At 66.4% G+C, this 14117-nt stretch carries 14 protein-coding genes; 6 read left to right on the top strand and 8 right to left on the bottom strand.

All coding sequences use genetic code 11. From position 1 onward, the window contains the following. Positions 1-97: 97 nt before the first annotated feature. Both AB4Z32_RS06470 and AB4Z32_RS06465 read left to right on the top strand, forming a co-directional pair. On the top strand, positions 98-475 hold the full coding sequence (locus AB4Z32_RS06470) for a COG4315 family predicted lipoprotein (protein ID WP_441935096.1): 378 nt from the start codon (positions 98-100) through the stop codon (positions 473-475). A gap of 89 nt (positions 476-564) precedes the next feature. Continuing rightward, the gene (locus AB4Z32_RS06465) at positions 565-1263 is read left to right on the top strand and encodes an HAD family hydrolase (protein WP_441935095.1); all 699 of its coding nucleotides are present in this window, start codon (positions 565-567) and stop codon (positions 1261-1263) included. On the opposite strand, the gene AB4Z32_RS06460 is transcribed toward AB4Z32_RS06465, so the two are convergent. The 4 genes from AB4Z32_RS06460 to AB4Z32_RS06445 form a co-directional block, all read right to left on the bottom strand. Then, positions 1257-1706: a hypothetical protein gene (locus AB4Z32_RS06460; RefSeq protein WP_441935094.1), complete on the bottom strand. Its 450-nt coding sequence runs from the start codon at positions 1704-1706 to the stop codon at positions 1257-1259. The genes AB4Z32_RS06465 and AB4Z32_RS06460 overlap by 7 nt on opposite strands. Next, positions 1693-2841 carry an MGDG synthase family glycosyltransferase gene (locus tag AB4Z32_RS06455; protein ID WP_441935124.1) on the bottom strand — a complete coding sequence of 383 codons (1149 nt, stop codon included), beginning with the start codon at positions 2839-2841 and terminating at the stop codon, positions 1693-1695. Before AB4Z32_RS06455 ends, AB4Z32_RS06460 begins: the two co-directional genes overlap by 14 nt. A 109-nt stretch (positions 2842-2950) precedes the next feature. Continuing rightward, positions 2951-3640 carry a hypothetical protein gene (locus tag AB4Z32_RS06450; RefSeq protein WP_441935093.1) on the bottom strand — a complete coding sequence of 230 codons (690 nt, stop codon included), beginning with the start codon at positions 3638-3640 and terminating at the stop codon, positions 2951-2953. A gap of 27 nt (positions 3641-3667) precedes the next feature. Next, a complete protein-coding gene (locus AB4Z32_RS06445; protein WP_441935092.1) occupies positions 3668-4810 on the bottom strand; it encodes a branched-chain amino acid ABC transporter substrate-binding protein in 1143 nt (380 codons plus the stop codon). Between the two features lie 68 nt (positions 4811-4878). Here AB4Z32_RS06445 and AB4Z32_RS06440 point away from each other — a divergent pair, with 68 nt between their 5' ends. Further along, on the top strand, positions 4879-5790 hold the full coding sequence (locus tag AB4Z32_RS06440; protein WP_441935091.1) for a DUF4886 domain-containing protein: 912 nt from the start codon (positions 4879-4881) through the stop codon (positions 5788-5790). Here the strand turns inward: AB4Z32_RS06440 and AB4Z32_RS06435 are convergent. The 3 genes from AB4Z32_RS06435 to AB4Z32_RS06425 form a co-directional block, all read right to left on the bottom strand. Continuing rightward, complete coding sequence (locus AB4Z32_RS06435; RefSeq protein ID WP_441935090.1) at positions 5743-6684, bottom strand: LysR family transcriptional regulator; 942 nt, start codon at positions 6682-6684, stop codon at positions 5743-5745. The genes AB4Z32_RS06440 and AB4Z32_RS06435 overlap by 48 nt on opposite strands. Before the next feature lie 49 nt (positions 6685-6733). Beyond that, a complete protein-coding gene (locus AB4Z32_RS06430) occupies positions 6734-7078 on the bottom strand; it encodes a CzcE family metal-binding protein (protein ID WP_441935089.1) in 345 nt (114 codons plus the stop codon). A 344-nt stretch (positions 7079-7422) separates the two neighbouring features. After that, complete coding sequence (locus AB4Z32_RS06425; RefSeq protein ID WP_441935088.1) at positions 7423-9495, bottom strand: M13 family metallopeptidase; 2073 nt, start codon at positions 9493-9495, stop codon at positions 7423-7425. Positions 9496-9650: 155 nt separating this feature from the next. On the opposite strand from AB4Z32_RS06425, the gene AB4Z32_RS06420 reads away from it, so the two are divergent. Both AB4Z32_RS06420 and AB4Z32_RS06415 read left to right on the top strand, forming a co-directional pair. After that, positions 9651-10550 carry a CAP domain-containing protein gene (locus AB4Z32_RS06420; protein ID WP_441935087.1) on the top strand — a complete coding sequence of 300 codons (900 nt, stop codon included), beginning with the start codon at positions 9651-9653 and terminating at the stop codon, positions 10548-10550. A 107-nt stretch (positions 10551-10657) separates the two neighbouring features. After that, entirely contained in the window at positions 10658-11086 is a 429-nt protein-coding gene (locus AB4Z32_RS06415; protein ID WP_441935086.1) for an organic hydroperoxide resistance protein, read from the top strand. A gap of 9 nt (positions 11087-11095) precedes the next feature. Here AB4Z32_RS06415 and AB4Z32_RS06410 read toward each other — a convergent pair whose 3' ends face one another. Then, positions 11096-12460, bottom strand: coding sequence for an HD-GYP domain-containing protein (locus tag AB4Z32_RS06410; RefSeq protein WP_441935085.1), 1365 nt, complete (start codon positions 12458-12460; stop codon positions 11096-11098). 192 nt (positions 12461-12652) lie between these two features. On the opposite strand from AB4Z32_RS06410, the gene AB4Z32_RS06405 reads away from it, so the two are divergent. Beyond that, a complete protein-coding gene (locus tag AB4Z32_RS06405) occupies positions 12653-14104 on the top strand; it encodes a catalase (RefSeq protein WP_441935084.1) in 1452 nt (483 codons plus the stop codon). Positions 14105-14117: the final 13 nt, after the last annotated feature.

The raw sequence follows: 14117 nt of genomic DNA, 5'->3' as shown, positions 1-14117 counted from the left end.
CTAATACACAAAGTGCGCGGCAGGCTTCCGCACAGGACTACAATGGCCCGGCAGTTCACAACCGATTCGCGATCCGAAGCATTCACAGGAGACTTCCATGAACATGAAATCAGTCAGCCTTGGTTCTGCAATCCTGCTTACCGTATTCTCCCTGTCCGCGCACGCGGCCGACCTGCCGGTCAAGAAGGTCAACGGCATGCTGGTCGATTCGAAGGGCATGACCGTCTACACCTTCGACAAGGACAGCGCCGGCAGCGGCAAGAGCACCTGCACCGGCGCCTGCGCGCAAAACTGGATGCCGGTGATGGCGGGCGACGCCACGCTTTCCTCGCCCTACTCCACCGTCATGCGCGACGACGGCAGCAAACAGCTCGCCTATCACGGCAAGCCGCTGTACACCTTCGTCAAGGACAAGAAGCCGGGCGACAAGGCCGGCGACAAGATGAAGGACATGTGGCATACCGTCACCGATTGAGCAAAGCGGGTGGCGGCGTCATACGCCGGTAACGATCACGCTTGTATGATGAACGAACTGCAGCAAGGGAAACCGGGCGCCAGGCACTCATGTACAAAAGCGACAAACGGCTGTTGATCCTCGACGCGGACGGCACGACCATCGACGCGTTTTCCGCCATCGAAGCGGCGTTTGCGCGGCATGGACTGGCGATCGGCGACGAGACCAGTTTCCGCAAGCGCCGCCACCTGCTGAAATACCTGGGAGGATTGAAGGAGTTCCCTTCGATCATCAAGAACAATCTGCGCAAGGGCAGCCGCGCGCGGCTGGTCGACAGCCTCACCGAGGTCTACCGGCAGGAAGCCAGGCTCTACGAGGGCATCCCCGAACTGGTCCGGACCCTGATCGCGGCGCCCGACATCGCCGTCGGCATGGTCACGCGCAATATCACCAACGAACCGCTGGAGACGCTGCGCCAGCTGTTCGCACGCTACGAGATCGACATCAGCGAGCTCGATTTCTTCGTCCACATCCCGCTCGGCGAAAAGAAGACCAGCCAGTTCCGCGCGATCCGCGAGCAGTTCGGCATCAACCCGGCGCGCGCCTATGTGTGCGGGGACGAGCACAAGGATTTCGCGGCCGCGATCGGCAGCGGCATGCATCCCTTCATGGTCTCCTACGGCTTCGAAGACTACGGCCGGCTGACGGAAAAATTCGACATTCCGCACGAGCTGATCTCGCGCACCTCGGCCGAGCTGTGCCTGCGGGTGCGGCACGCCCTCGGCCTCGGCCCCGGGTCCGCTCAATAGCTGACCGCGAACAGCAGGATGCAGGCGGCGCCGAAGATCCAGTAGTCGACCGGCGCGCCCCAGAGCCAGTGCTTGTGCCAGGGCACGTGCTCGCGCCGGAAACGGCGCCAGCCGAAGGCGGGGTTGACGACGAACCAGAGGAAATCCTCGGCCACCCAGAACAGCATCACGCAGGCCAGCACCCGGCCTTCCAGCCGCAGCGACCACTCGCCCATGAAGCACAGCGGGAAGTGGAAGATGATGCCGATGAAGGAAAACATCCAGGCGTGGTAGCCCGTCATCGGGCGGCCGCCCCAGAACAGGTCGAGCAGGCGATGGTTCTCGATCCGCCAGGTGGGCAGGTTGGCGGCCCAGCCGCCTTCTCCTTCGATCTCGACTTCGACGCGCGCGAGGAAATAGGCGGCGACCAGGACGCCGGCCAGCGTGAACTCAATGGTGTGCATCGTGGCTTTCGACTTGCTGCAGGACCGCCGCCAGCACCTGCATGGCGGCGCGCGGACGCCCCAGTTCCCTGGCGCGGGCGCGCATCGCCTTCAGCCGGATCGGACTGGCCAGCAGCGAACGGACGCGGTATTCCAGGGCCGGCAGGTCGGCGGCCTTGAGCGCCACACCGTGCTCGAGCAGGAAGTTGGCGTTGCATTCCTCCTGCCCCGGGATCGCGGAATTGACGATCATGGGCAGGCCCATCGCCAGGCACTCGGCCGTGGTCGAGCCGCCCGGCTTGGTGATCGCCAGGTCGGCGCAGGCCATCAGGCGCTCGACCTTGCCGGTATAGCCCCGCGGCGCCAGCCGGCCGGGAAAGTCGGCCGCCAGTTGCCGCAGCGCGACCAGCTGCGCCGCATTCCTCCCCGCCAGGACGATCATCTGCAGGCCGCTGTCCGCCTCCAGCAGGCGCCGGGCCACGCCGCTCAAATCCCCGAGACCGGCCCCGCCGCCCATCAGCAGCACCGTGCTCACCCAGGGGTCGAGGCCGAGCGCATGCGCGCATTCGATGCGGCCGGGACGGTCCGCAAAGCCTGGCATGACGGGAATCCCGGTGACGTGGATCGCCTGTTCGGGCACGCCGTGGCGGCGCAGCTGGAACGCCACTTCCTCGCTGGCGGCAAAGTAGCCGGCGACGTGGGGATGGACCCACATGCGGTGCAGGTCGAAGTCCGTGACCTGTACCCACACCCGGCAGCGCAGGCGGCCGCTGCCGGCTTCGCGCGCCAGGATCTCGGCCGGCAGGAAGTGGGTGCAGACGACGATGTCCGGATCGCGCCTGGCGACTTCCTCGACCAGGGGTCGGCTGTCGCGCGCTTCGATGCGGCGGCGCAGGCGGTCGATCCAGCCGTCCGCACGCTCGCGGTTGGTCCAGCGGTAGATGGCGCTCCACAGCCCCGGCATGCGCCTCACCAGGAACAGATAGAGGTCGGTGTAGACCCGGCGCAGGCGCCGCGTGGCGAAGGCGGTCGCGTCCAGGTGGCTGACGTCGGCCTGCATGCCGGACGCGCCGGCCCAGGCGTGGATGGCCTCGGCTACCCGCGTGTGCCCGGCGCCGGCGGGAACGCTGAGCAGCAGGATCTTCTTGCCGGCCATGGGCGCGTCGAAGCCGGTATCCCTCACGATGTGCATTCCCCTGGCATGCGGCCCCCGAAAGATGGTTGCCGCCTACTCTAGACCGGGATCGTGACAGGAACGTGACGCGCTAGCTGTTGTGTTCGTGGTCGCCGGAGGCGTGGCCGAGACCGAGGCCCATGCCCATTCCCATGCCGCCACCGCCGCCGCCTTCTCCACCGCCTCCGCCACCTTTAGCACCGCCACCGGCGCCGCCTTCTCCCTTGCCGCGCGCGCCGCCGCTGCCCTGGGTGCGGGTCGGTCCCTGCAGCGGGATCACGACGTCCTCCGGCATCGGTCCCAGGTCCAGCGCCTCGCGGATGAAGTCGCGCAGCGAGACCACCAGCTCCGCCGTGTGGATCGGACGTCCGGCCGCCATGTCGCTGGCGGCCTGGCCGGCCAGCCGGCAGTGCTGCTCGGTACCGAGCAGCAGGATGTCGGCCAGCGCCGCCTCGACGGCATCGCGGATGCGCCGCGCGCGCTCGGAATTCACGCGCGCCGCCTCCGCCGCCGACGGCGCGGCGCCATCGGCCGATGGCGGCGCCGCGCGCAGCTCGCGCAGGTGGGTGGGATCGACGGTCAGCTCGCCGGTGAAGGAGCCGCCCAGCGTCCGGTAGGCCGCGATCAGGGTCCGCAGGCGCTCGTTGATCTGGCGGTTCATGCGCTCGCGGCGCTGCTGGATGGTCTGCATCATCAGCACCCGGATGCCGACGCCGATCAGGGTGACGATGGCAAGGCTCATCAGCGTGGTGAACACGCCCTGCCAGGAGCTGAGATCCATATAGCGCACAGGCCCCCCGCGCAGCGATTAACGCACCACCTGCAGCTTTACCTGCTTGCCGTCGCGGTAGGTGTAGAGCGTCAGCGCGGCATTGTGCAGGTCGCCGTTGGGGTCGAAGGCGATGTCGCCGGTGACGCCGTGGTATCTGATCTTCGCCAGCGCCGGCAGGAACTTCGCCGGGTCGGTCGAACCGGCCTGCTGCATCGCCTGGGCGAACACCATGGTGGCGTCATAGGCGTAAGGCGCATAGGTCTGCAGCGGGATCTTGTAGCGCTGGCGGTAGCGTTCGGCGAAGGCGGCGGCGGCCTGTTCCTCTTCGGCGCTGCCGACGCCGCCGGCCACCACGCAGATCACCTTGCCGTTGCCGAGGGCGTCGCCGGCCAGCTGCGGCAGCTTTTCCGAGCACACGCCGTCGCCGGAGACGAGGGTCGCGCCGATGCCGAGCGCCTTCATCTGCTTGAGCATGGGACCGGCCACCGCATCCATGCCGCCGTAGAAGATCACGTCCGGCTTGTGCGCGCGGATCTGGGTCAGGATGGCGTTGAAATCGGTCGCCTTGTCGTTGGTGAACTGGCGGCTGACCAGCTGGGCGCCGCCCACCGCCTTCACGCCTTTCGTGAATTCGTCGGCCAGGCCCTGGCCGAAGGCGGTGCGGTCGTCGATCACCGCGATCTTTTTCGCCTTCAGGGTCTTGATCGAATACGCCGCCAGCGTGTGGCCCACCAGGCTGTCGCTGGCCACCACGCGGAAGGCGGTCTTGTAGCCTTGCCGGGTATAGAGCGGCGTGGTCGCCGCCGGAGAAATCTGCGGGATGCCGGCGCTGTTGTAGATCTTCGAGGCCGGCACCGTGGTGCCCGAATTCAGGTGGCCGACCACCGCCACCACGCCGTTGTCGACCAGCTTCTGCGCCGCCGCCGTGCCCATCTTCGGATCGGCGCCGTCGTCCTCGGCCTGCAGCACGAAGCGGACCTTCCTGCCGCCGATGACCGGGGCTTTCGCGTTCAAGTCGTCGATCGCCATGCGCGCGCCGTTCTCGATGTCCTTGCCCTGGTGGGCGCCGGTGCCGGACAGCGGCGACGCGCTGCCGATCCTGACGTCGAGCGGGGCCTGGGCCCGGGCAGACGATGCGGAAAGAAGCAGCAGGACGGGCAGGATGACGGCTGGACGCATGGGCTTTCCTTTCGATGGGATGTCCGATTGTACAATCGTCGGGCGAATAACCAGATCCCGGAGACGACATGCCCATCCGCCACGCCCTGCCCTGCGCCGTCCTTGCCCTCCTGACCACCGCATCCCTGCAGGCCGCGGCCGCGCCAGCCACCACCATCCTCTTCGTCGGCAACAGCTTCACCTTCGGCGCGCCGGCCGGTGCGGCCCCGCTGGTGCAGGGCTACCGGCCGGACAGCGTCACCGACCTGAACGGCACCCACATCGGCGGCGTCCCCGCCCTGTTCAAGGCCTTCACCGTGCAGGCCGGCCTGGACTACGAAGTGAGCCTGGAAACCTCGCCCGGCAAGGGCGTCGACTGGCATTACGAGCACAAGCTCGCCACCATCGCCAGGCCCTTCGACAAGGTCGTACTGCAGAGCTACAGCACCCTGGATGCCGCCAGGCCGGGCGATCCGGCTACCCTGGTCAAGTATTCCGGCCTGCTGGCCCAGGCCTTCCATGAGCAGAATCCGAATGTCGACGTGCGCCTGGCCGCGACCTGGTCGCGCGCCGACCAGACCTACAAGCCGGGCGGCGCCTGGTACGGCCAGCCGGTGTACCAGATGGCGCTCGACGTGCGCGCCGGCTACGACAAGGCGGCCCGGGCGTCGAAGCTGATCGGCGGCGTGATCCCGGTCGGCCAGGCCTGGAACCGCGCGATCGCCAGCGGACTGGCGGACCCGAATCCCTACGACGGCAAGGACACGGGAATCAATCTGTGGGCGCCGGACGACTACCACGCCAGCGTCTACGGCTACTACCTGGAGGCGCTGACCATCTTCGGCAACGTCACCGGCCGCGATCCGCGCTCGCTGGGCGCCAACGAATACGTGGCGAAGGAACTCGGTATCGGCGCCGACACCGCGGCCGCGCTGCAGAAGGTGGCGGCGGAGTCACAGGTCGCCGAAATAGGCCATGTCCCGCTCGATGGCCGGCGGTAGTTCCCGCTTGAGCAGGTCGATCCAGGCGCGCGTCTTGGCATCCACGAAACGACCGGAGGGCAGCAGCGCGAAGATTGCGATCTCGGGCGAGCGCCAGCCGGGCAGGACCTGCGCCAGCCGGCCGCTGCGCAGGTCGTCGACCACACTGTAGGCCGGCAGCAGGGCGATGCCCAGGCCGCGCAGCGCGCCGTCGAGCAGCACTTCGGCGATATTGCCGATCAGGGGGCCTTGGGGATCCAGGGTCACGTGCTCGTCGCCGCGGTCGAGCTGCCAGCAGGAGCTGAACGAGGAGGTCACCAGCCGCAGGCAGGTGTGCCGGGCCAGGTCCTGGGGATGCTGGGGCGTGCCGCGCTGCTTGAGGTAGTCCGGCGCCGCGCACAGCACCGAGAACATGCGGCCCAGTTTCATCGCCACCAGGGCGGAATCGGGCAGGTATTGCGCCAGGTAGATGCTGACGTCGATGCCTTCGGCCAGCAGGTCGGGCGGGCTCTGCGAAGAGCTGTACTCGAGGGTCACGCGCGGGTTCGCCGCGCAGTAGGTGGACACCAGCGGCGTCACATAGCGGTTGCCGAAGGCCGTCATGCTCATCACGCGCAGGCGGCCGGATGACTGGTGGGCGCCGCCGCCGACCTCGCCTTCGGCCTGGGCGACCATGTCGAGGATGGCCTTGCAGTGCTCGGCATAGCGCTCGCCGGCGCCGGTGGCGGAGATGCGCCGCGTGCTACGGTGCAGCAGCTTGGTCTGCAGGCGGTTTTCCAGCAGGCTCACGAGGCGCGAGACCTGCGCCTTGGACATGCCCAGGTGTTCGGCGGCGGCGGTGAAGCTGCCGCCGTCCATGACATGCACGAAGGCGTTCATCGCGTGCAGCAGTCCGTAATCGAGATCCTTGCGCATAGCCCGCCATCTTACCAGCGCGCGGCCTCCGGCACCGGCACCCGTCTACTTAGTTGCCCTGGTACAGCGGGTTGTCCGACACATAGGCCATGACACGGTGGTTCAGCAGACCCTGCGGCGCGATCAGCGCCAGGTCGAAGGGCAGCACGTGGGCGCTGCCGTTCTGGAAGGTCCAGCTGAAGGAACGGTCGCCGACGACGAAGCGCACGGTCGAGCCGCCGGTGACGTTGACGTGGCGGGTGGCGTCGGTGACGACGATGACCTGGTCGACCGCGGCCTGGGCCGGCGCGGCATTGCCGCGGAGGTCGGCCTGTTGGACACCGGCGAAGGCGGCGGTGCTGGCGGCGGCCAGGGTCATGGCGGTGAGGACGGGGAGGATCAGCTTGGTTTTCATGTTCGTTTCCGTTTCTAAGTGCGCAGCGCCGCCACGGCGCCGCGCGTTGTTCTGGTGTGCCACCTGGCGTCGGTGGCACGTCAGTCGCTTGTTGTAGCGTTTTTCTGACAGGCAAATGGTACTGGCCGGGAACGAAGCGAAAAATAGCGATGGAGGGGATTGTTCGTTACGTATGACGTAACAATCGAGCCGAAAAGACGGCGTGCTCGCTACCAAAAACGTCGTCCCCGCGAAGGCGGGAATAGTGCCCCAGCACTATTCCCCCCAAGTTCTGCTTGCGCTAACGAAACGCTAACAAACTTGGATCCCCGCCTGCGCGGGGACGACGGATCAAACTGCAGTGATTACCAGAAAATGACGCGATCTTCCGGCGCCAAATACATCTTGTCGCCCGGCTTGACGTCGAAGGTCTCGTAGAAGCCCGGGTGGTTGCGCAGGCTGCCGTTGACGCGGAATTCCGCCGGCGAGTGCGGGTCCGACTTGACCTGGGCGATCAGGGCCTGGTCGCGTGCCTTGCCGCGGCGGGCCTGGGCCATGCCCATGAAGATGCGCTGCTCGGCGGTGTAGCCGTCGATCACCGGCGCCGGCTTGCCCTTCAGCGAGATCCGGTAGGCGCGGCTGGCCATGATGGCGCCGGCGTTGTCGGCGATGTTCTCGCCCAGGGTCAGCTCGCCGTTCAGGTGGTAGCCGTCGACCGGGCTATAGCCGGCGTACTGGTTCACCAGCACCTTGGCCTTGGCGCGGAATTTCTCGCCGTCTTCCTTGGTCCACCAGTTGCGCAGGTTGCCGTCGCCGTCGTACTGCGAACCCGAGTCGTCGAAGGCGTGGCTCATCTCGTGGCCGATCGAGATGCCGACCGCGCCGTAGTTGATGGCCGGCTCGGCGTCCGCGTCGTACAGCGGGGCCTGCAGGCGCGCCGCCGGGAACACGATCTCGTTCATGGTCGGGCTGTAGTAGGCGTTGACGGTCTGCGGCGTCATGCCCCATTCGCTGCGGTCGACCGGCTTGCCCAGCTTGCTGACGTTGCGCTTGTGCTCGAACTCGCGGGTGCGCATCACGTTGCCGACCAGGTCGTCACGCTTGATGGTGAGCGAGGAGTAATCGCGCCACTTGTCCGGGTAGCCGACCTTCACCGAGATCTTCGCCAGCTTGGCCTGGGCGGCCTTCTTGGTCTCGTCGCTCATCCAGTCCAGGGTCTCGATGCGTTCCTTGTAGGCCAGCATGAAGTTGTGGACCATCTCTTCGACCTGCTTCTTGCGCTCGGCCGGGAAGTAGTGCTCGACATAGACCTTGCCGACCACTTCGCCGAGGTCGCGGTTGACCTGGGCGATCGCGCGCTTCTCCAGCGGACGGTTGACCTTGGTGCCGCTCAGCACCGCGCCGCGGAAGGCGAAGCTCTCGTCTTCGAAGTCCTGCGACAGGTAGTTCGCGTAGGCGCTGATCAGGCGGAAGCTGAAGTAGGACTGCCAGGTCTCGACCGGGGTCGCGGCGATGATTTTATCCAGGCCCTGCAGGTAGGACGGCTGGCTGACCACGACTTCGGTCGCCTTGCCGACGCCGGTATCCTTCAGGTAGGTGGCCCAGTCGAAGCCCGGCGCCAGGGTCTTCAGTTCGGCGACCTTCATCTTGTTGTAGCGCTTGACCGGATCGCGGTTCTCGACGGCGCTCCACTGCACCTTGGCGATCTCGGTTTCCAGCGCCACGATGGCCTTCGCCTCGGCGGCGGCATCCTTGTGGCCGGCCAGGCTCAGCATCTTCTCGACGTGGGCCAGGTACTTGGCGCGGGTATCAAGCAGGCGGGCTTCGTCCTGCAGATAGAAATCGCGGTTCGGCATGCCCAGGCCCGACTGCGAGATGCCGACGATGTAGCGGGTCGAATCGCGGCTGTCCTGGCGCACGCCCATGTTCACCGGCGAACCGGCGCCGATGCGCTCGAAGTGGGCGGCCAGTCCGGCCAGCGCCTTCTTGTCCTTCAGCGCGGCGACGCGCGCCAGCTCGCCCTTCAGCGGGGCCAGGCCGAGTTCGTTGCGGCGCTGCTGGTTCACGTAGCTGGTGTAGAAGTCGCCCATCTTCTGGGTGTCGGAACCGGCTTTCGCGTTCTTGTCCTGGGCGGCCTGCTCGATCAGGGTGCGGATCTGCTGCTCGACCTTGTCGGCGGCGATGTTGAAGGCGCCCCAGCTGGAACGGTCGTTGGGGATGTCGACGTCCTTCAGCCACTTGCCTTGCGAGTAGCGGAAGAAATCGTCCTGCGGGCGTACCGCGGCGTCCAGCGCGCCGGCGTCGACACCGGAACGGGAGCCGGCTGCCGCGCTCGAGGCTGCCGATGGTTCAGCCGCCGCGACCTTGGCGGGTGTGCCGGCGTGGGCAAGGCTGGCGAACAGACCCGCGATCAGGGCGCTGCACAGGGTACGCTTCATTGTGATGTCTCCATAAGAATCAAGTGTTTGATCGTAATTTAAACTTTGCCTCGTGCCAAGGTTCATTGGATGCATATGTCAGCCCATACAGTGGCCGGCTCCGCTTGATTTGGCGGCCGCCGGCCCCATCTCGGAACTTCTTCCCATCGCTTTCCATGCCTGCATTGCCCAGCCTGTCCAGCACCAGGGCCGCGCCCGCTGCGCGCCTGTCCGTCGCCCTTCTCTCATGCGCGGCGCTCCTGTCCACGCCCCGCGCCGGCGCGCGCGAGGGCGAGGAACTCGCGGGCCTGATCAACGCCTACCGCGCCGCACCCGCTACCTGCGCGGGCCGCCCCGCCGCAGCCGCCGCGCCCTTGACGCCCGAGGCGGCGCTGTCCTCGTTGCGCATCGGCGTCGGCACCTTTCTCGAATCCGCGCTCAGGAAGGCGGGCTATGCCGCCGCCCAGGCCGAGGCGATCTCGGTGACGGGGCCGGAAGACGCCGAGGCGGCCATGACGGTGTTGCGCGAGCGCTACTGCGGCAAGCTGCTGAGCGGCGAGTTCTCGGCCATCGGCACGGCGCGCCACGGCAAGGAGTGGCAGGTGGTGCTGGCGCGGCCCCTGGTCTTCCCCGCCCTGCCCGATGCGGCCCGGTTGAGTCAGGAGCTGCTGAGCCTGGTGAACCAGGCGCGCGCCCGGCCGCGCAGCTGCGGCGCGCAGGGCTTCGGCGCGGCCCCGCCCCTGGCCTGGAGCGACACCCTGGCCACCGCCGCCCTCGGCCACAGCAAGGACATGGCCGAGAAACACTATTTCAACCACAAGGAGCCGGGCGGCAGCGACCCGGCCACGCGCGCCACGCGGGCCGGCTACCGCTGGACCAGGATCAGCGAGAACATCGCCTCCGGCCAGCGCACGGTGGAGGAAGCGGTGGCGGCCTGGCTGGACAGCCCCGGCCACTGCGCCAACATCATGAATCCGGCGATGACGGAGATGGGCGCGGCCTATGCGGTCAATCCGGCCAGCGAGAACCACACTACCTACTGGACGCAGATGTTCGGCAAACCAGCAGGCCGGTAAGAGACCTGCCATGTTTCTCGGCTATCGTTTCGATAGCGACAATTAAATAGCGCGCTATTTAATTTCGCGCTATGATTCATCCCACTCAACCACGAAAGGGTAAAGCGATGACCACCAAGCTCGACAAAGTCCTGTACACCGCAAAAGCACACACCACCGGCGGCCGCGAAGGCCGTTCCGTCTCCAGCGACAATCTGCTCGACGTGCGCCTGGCGCCGCCGACGGAAATGGGCGGCAAGGGTGACGCCACCAATCCGGAACAGCTGTTCGCCGCCGGCTACTCGGCCTGCTTCATGGGCGCAATGAAATTCGTCGCCGGCCAGAAGAAGATCGCGGTACCGGCCGATGCGGCCATCGACGCCAGCGTCTCGATCGGCCCGATCCCGGCCGGTTTCGGCCTGGCCGTGGAACTGGCGGTGAGCCTGCCGGGCATGGACCGCGCACAAGCACAGGAACTGGTCGAAGCCGCCCACGGCGTCTGCCCGTACTCGAACGCGACCCGCGGCAATATCGACGTGACCCTGACCGTCGTATAAGGTCCGGCTTCAGGCCGCTTCCGGGAACGGCACCCGCTCCACCGCCCGCACCAGGGCGTCGTAGCAGGCCGGATCGAGCGCCGTTCCCACGGTCTTCTGCATCATCTCCAGCGCCTGCGGTATCGGGATCGCGCCTCGGTAAGGCCGCGAGGCCGTGATCGCGTCGAAGATGTCGGCGGTGGTGATGATGCGCGTCTCGATGCGGATCTCCTCCGCCGCCAGTCCGCGCGGATAGCCGCTGCCGTCCAGGCGCTCGTGATGGGCGCCGGCGATGGCCGCCAGTTCGCGGAAGGCATCTATCCTCCTCAGGATCGTCTCCGTGAACTCGGCATGCAGCTTGACGGCGTCCCACTCGACGCGGTCGAGCGCACCCGCCTTGTCCAGCACGCTGTTGCTGACACCGAGCTTGCCGACGTCGTGCAGCAGCGCGCCGCGCTTGAGCCAACGCCGGCGTTCCATCGACAGTCCCAGCGCCTCTCCGATCATGTCCGTGTACAGCGCCACGCGCGCGCTGTGGCCGCTGGTGTATGGGCTCTTGGCATCGACCACCTGGCCGAAGGCGCTGGCGATGTCGTCCAGGTAGTCGTCGTCCAGCGCATGCTGGTGTCCTGCCCCGGCCGGCTGCAGGGCAGCGACCGCGCCGTCAATCGTTTCCGAGGCCAGCGTCGCCCAGAAGGCGTCCGACTGCGCGACCTGTTCGAAAGCCTGTACCAGTCCCGGGTCGAACCACTGTCCCGCGCGCGCGCGTGCTTCCTTCAGCGCGCCCTCGCGCCCGCTTTCGGTGTGAAACACGTCGATCACCTGCGCCAGCAAGGCAAGGCGCGAATACAAGGGGATCGCCTCGCCCGCCAGCCGCGCCGGCTTGCCGTTGCCGTTGAAATGCTCGTCCAGCGAATAGATGCCCTGGGCCACGCCTTCCGGAAAGCGCAGCAGGCGCGCGATGTCGGCGCCGCGCTGGCAGCGGGTGGCAACCAGCTCGCGCGCGATCTCCGGACCGTCGCGCAGGATCGTCATCACGCTGCGGAAGCGCTCGGCCAACCCGGCCTTCAGTCCCGTGTGCTTGAGCACGAAGCCCAGCACCTGCGGCAGGCTGTCGCCGACCGTCTTGTAGTCGCGCTTGAAATTCAGGTCGTCCGTCAGGTAGAGCTCGCAGATGCGCGCGGCATTGCTGCTGCAGCCCAGGTCCTTCAGCAGGAGCGTGTAGTAGAGCTCCCACAACTGGCTGGCGGGCATGCCGGCCTGGCGGCCGATGTGCATGCCAATCCAGCAGGCGCGCACGCAATGCCCGGGCGGCTGGCCTTCGGTGATGTCGAGCGCATAGCTCAGCGATGCAATCAATTCCGATAATTTGAGTTCGCCGGAGGACATAAGCATGTGGAAATATTTGATGATTCAGAGCAATAGGGTACTGCTAATGTACGCGTCTCATAGCATTAATTTTTACTATAGACCACATAGAAATAGATAGTTTGCACGTATAAGGCTCGCGCTCTACCATGAACATTAATAAACGATATCTATCGAATTAAATACATCGATAGCCATTAACCCTAACAGCGAGCTGACATGACCGATCTCACCACCGCCTCCGGCATTCCCGTCACCGACAACCAGAACTCGATCACCGCCGGGCCGCGCGGTCCGGTCCTGCTGCAGGATTTCCACCTGATCGAAAAGCTCCAGCATTTCAACCGCGAGCGCATTCCCGAGCGCGTGGTCCACGCCAAAGGCTCGGGCGCCTACGGCACGTTCACCGTCACCCATGACGTCAGCAAGTACACGAAAGCGAAGCTGTTCGGCGAGATCGGCAAACAGACCGAGACCTTCCTGCGTTTCTCGACGGTCGGCGGCGAAAAAGGCTCGGCCGACACCGAACGCGATCCGCGCGGTTTCGCCCTGCGTTTCTATACCGAGGAAGGCAACTGGGACCTGGTCGGCAACAACACCCCGACCTTCTTCCTGAAGGACGGCATCAAGTTCCCGGACTTCATCCACACCCAGAAGCGCGATCCGCAGACCAACCTGAAATCGGCCCAGCATGTCTGGGACTTCTGGAGCCGCGCGCCGGAAAGCCTGCACCAGGTGACGATCCTGTTTTCAAGCCGCGGCACCCCGGACGGCTACCGCCACATGGACGGCTTCGGCAGCCACACCTACAGCCTGATCAACGAGGAAGGCCGGCGCGTGTGGGTCAAGTGGCACTTCAAGACCCTGCAGGGCATCAAGAACCTGTCGGCAGCCGAGGCGGTGCGCCTGGCCGGCCTTGACCCGGACTACGCCCAGCGCGACCTGTTCAACGCGATTGCGAAAGGCGACTATCCGCGCTGGAGCGTCGAGATCCAGGTGATGGACGATGAACAGCGCGCCGCCTGGGAAGCGAAAACCGGCTGGGATGCGTTCGACTTGACGAAAGTGTGGCCGCAGGGCGACTTCCCGCGCATCCCGGTCGGCATCCTTGAACTGAACCGCAATCCGGACAACTATCACGCCGACGTCGAGCAGGCCGCGCTGTCGCCGTCGAACATCGTGCCGGGCCTGGGCTACAGCCCGGACAAGATGCTGCAGGCGCGCCTGTTCGCCTACCACGACGCCCAGCTCTACCGCGTCGGCACCAACCACCAGCACCTGCCGGTGAACCGCCCGCGCTGCCCCGTCCACAACCAGCAGCGCGACGGCGCGATGGGGATCGCCAACGGCGGAGCAAGCGCCAACTACGATCCGGTGGCCGGCACGCCGGCGGCCGGCGGCTTCGGCCACGGCGACGCCGGCTGGCAGCTCGAGGGGACGGCAGGCCGCTACGACACCCGCGCCCTTGATGATCACTTCACCCAGGCCGGCAATCTGTTCCGCCTGCTGAGCGAGGAAGAAAAGCGCAAGCTGATCGAAAACATCGCCGGCTCCCTCGCCCAGGCCGATGCCGCGATCCAGGACCGCCAGATCGGGCATTTCCTGAAAGCCGATCCGGCCTATGGCCAGGGCGTGGCGGAGGCGATCCGGGCGCGCGCGAACAAGGCCTGAGCACGGACTGCGG

This window comes from Massilia sp. 2TAF26, from assembly GCF_052115005.1.
In the GTDB taxonomy this organism is placed as follows: domain Bacteria; phylum Pseudomonadota; class Gammaproteobacteria; order Burkholderiales; family Burkholderiaceae_D; genus Telluria.
The sequence above is the reverse complement of the archived record's forward strand: the minus strand, read 5'-3'. Positions and strand labels throughout refer to the sequence as shown.

Excerpts from the sequence above, each read along its gene's own strand:
- AB4Z32_RS06460 (WP_441935094.1), bottom strand. The coding sequence starts at position 1,706 with ATGCACACCATTGAGTTCACGCTGGCCGGCGTCCTGGTCGCCGCCTAT.
- AB4Z32_RS06410 (WP_441935085.1), bottom strand. The coding sequence starts at position 12,460 with ATGCTTATGTCCTCCGGCGAACTCAAATTATCGGAATTGATTGCATCG.
- AB4Z32_RS06425 (WP_441935088.1), bottom strand. The coding sequence starts at position 9,495 with ATGAAGCGTACCCTGTGCAGCGCCCTGATCGCGGGTCTGTTCGCCAGC.
- AB4Z32_RS06455 (WP_441935124.1), bottom strand. The coding sequence starts at position 2,841 with ATGGCCGGCAAGAAGATCCTGCTGCTCAGCGTTCCCGCCGGCGCCGGG.
- AB4Z32_RS06420 (WP_441935087.1), top strand. The coding sequence starts at position 9,651 with ATGCCTGCATTGCCCAGCCTGTCCAGCACCAGGGCCGCGCCCGCTGCG.
- AB4Z32_RS06435 (WP_441935090.1), bottom strand. The coding sequence starts at position 6,684 with ATGCGCAAGGATCTCGATTACGGACTGCTGCACGCGATGAACGCCTTC.
- AB4Z32_RS06415 (WP_441935086.1), top strand. The coding sequence starts at position 10,658 with ATGACCACCAAGCTCGACAAAGTCCTGTACACCGCAAAAGCACACACC.
- AB4Z32_RS06465 (WP_441935095.1), top strand. The coding sequence starts at position 565 with ATGTACAAAAGCGACAAACGGCTGTTGATCCTCGACGCGGACGGCACG.
- AB4Z32_RS06405 (WP_441935084.1), top strand. The coding sequence starts at position 12,653 with ATGACCGATCTCACCACCGCCTCCGGCATTCCCGTCACCGACAACCAG.
- AB4Z32_RS06440 (WP_441935091.1), top strand. The coding sequence starts at position 4,879 with ATGCCCATCCGCCACGCCCTGCCCTGCGCCGTCCTTGCCCTCCTGACC.
- AB4Z32_RS06445 (WP_441935092.1), bottom strand. The coding sequence starts at position 4,810 with ATGCGTCCAGCCGTCATCCTGCCCGTCCTGCTGCTTCTTTCCGCATCG.
- AB4Z32_RS06430 (WP_441935089.1), bottom strand. The coding sequence starts at position 7,078 with ATGAAAACCAAGCTGATCCTCCCCGTCCTCACCGCCATGACCCTGGCC.
- AB4Z32_RS06450 (WP_441935093.1), bottom strand. The coding sequence starts at position 3,640 with ATGGATCTCAGCTCCTGGCAGGGCGTGTTCACCACGCTGATGAGCCTT.
- AB4Z32_RS06470 (WP_441935096.1), top strand. The coding sequence starts at position 98 with ATGAACATGAAATCAGTCAGCCTTGGTTCTGCAATCCTGCTTACCGTA.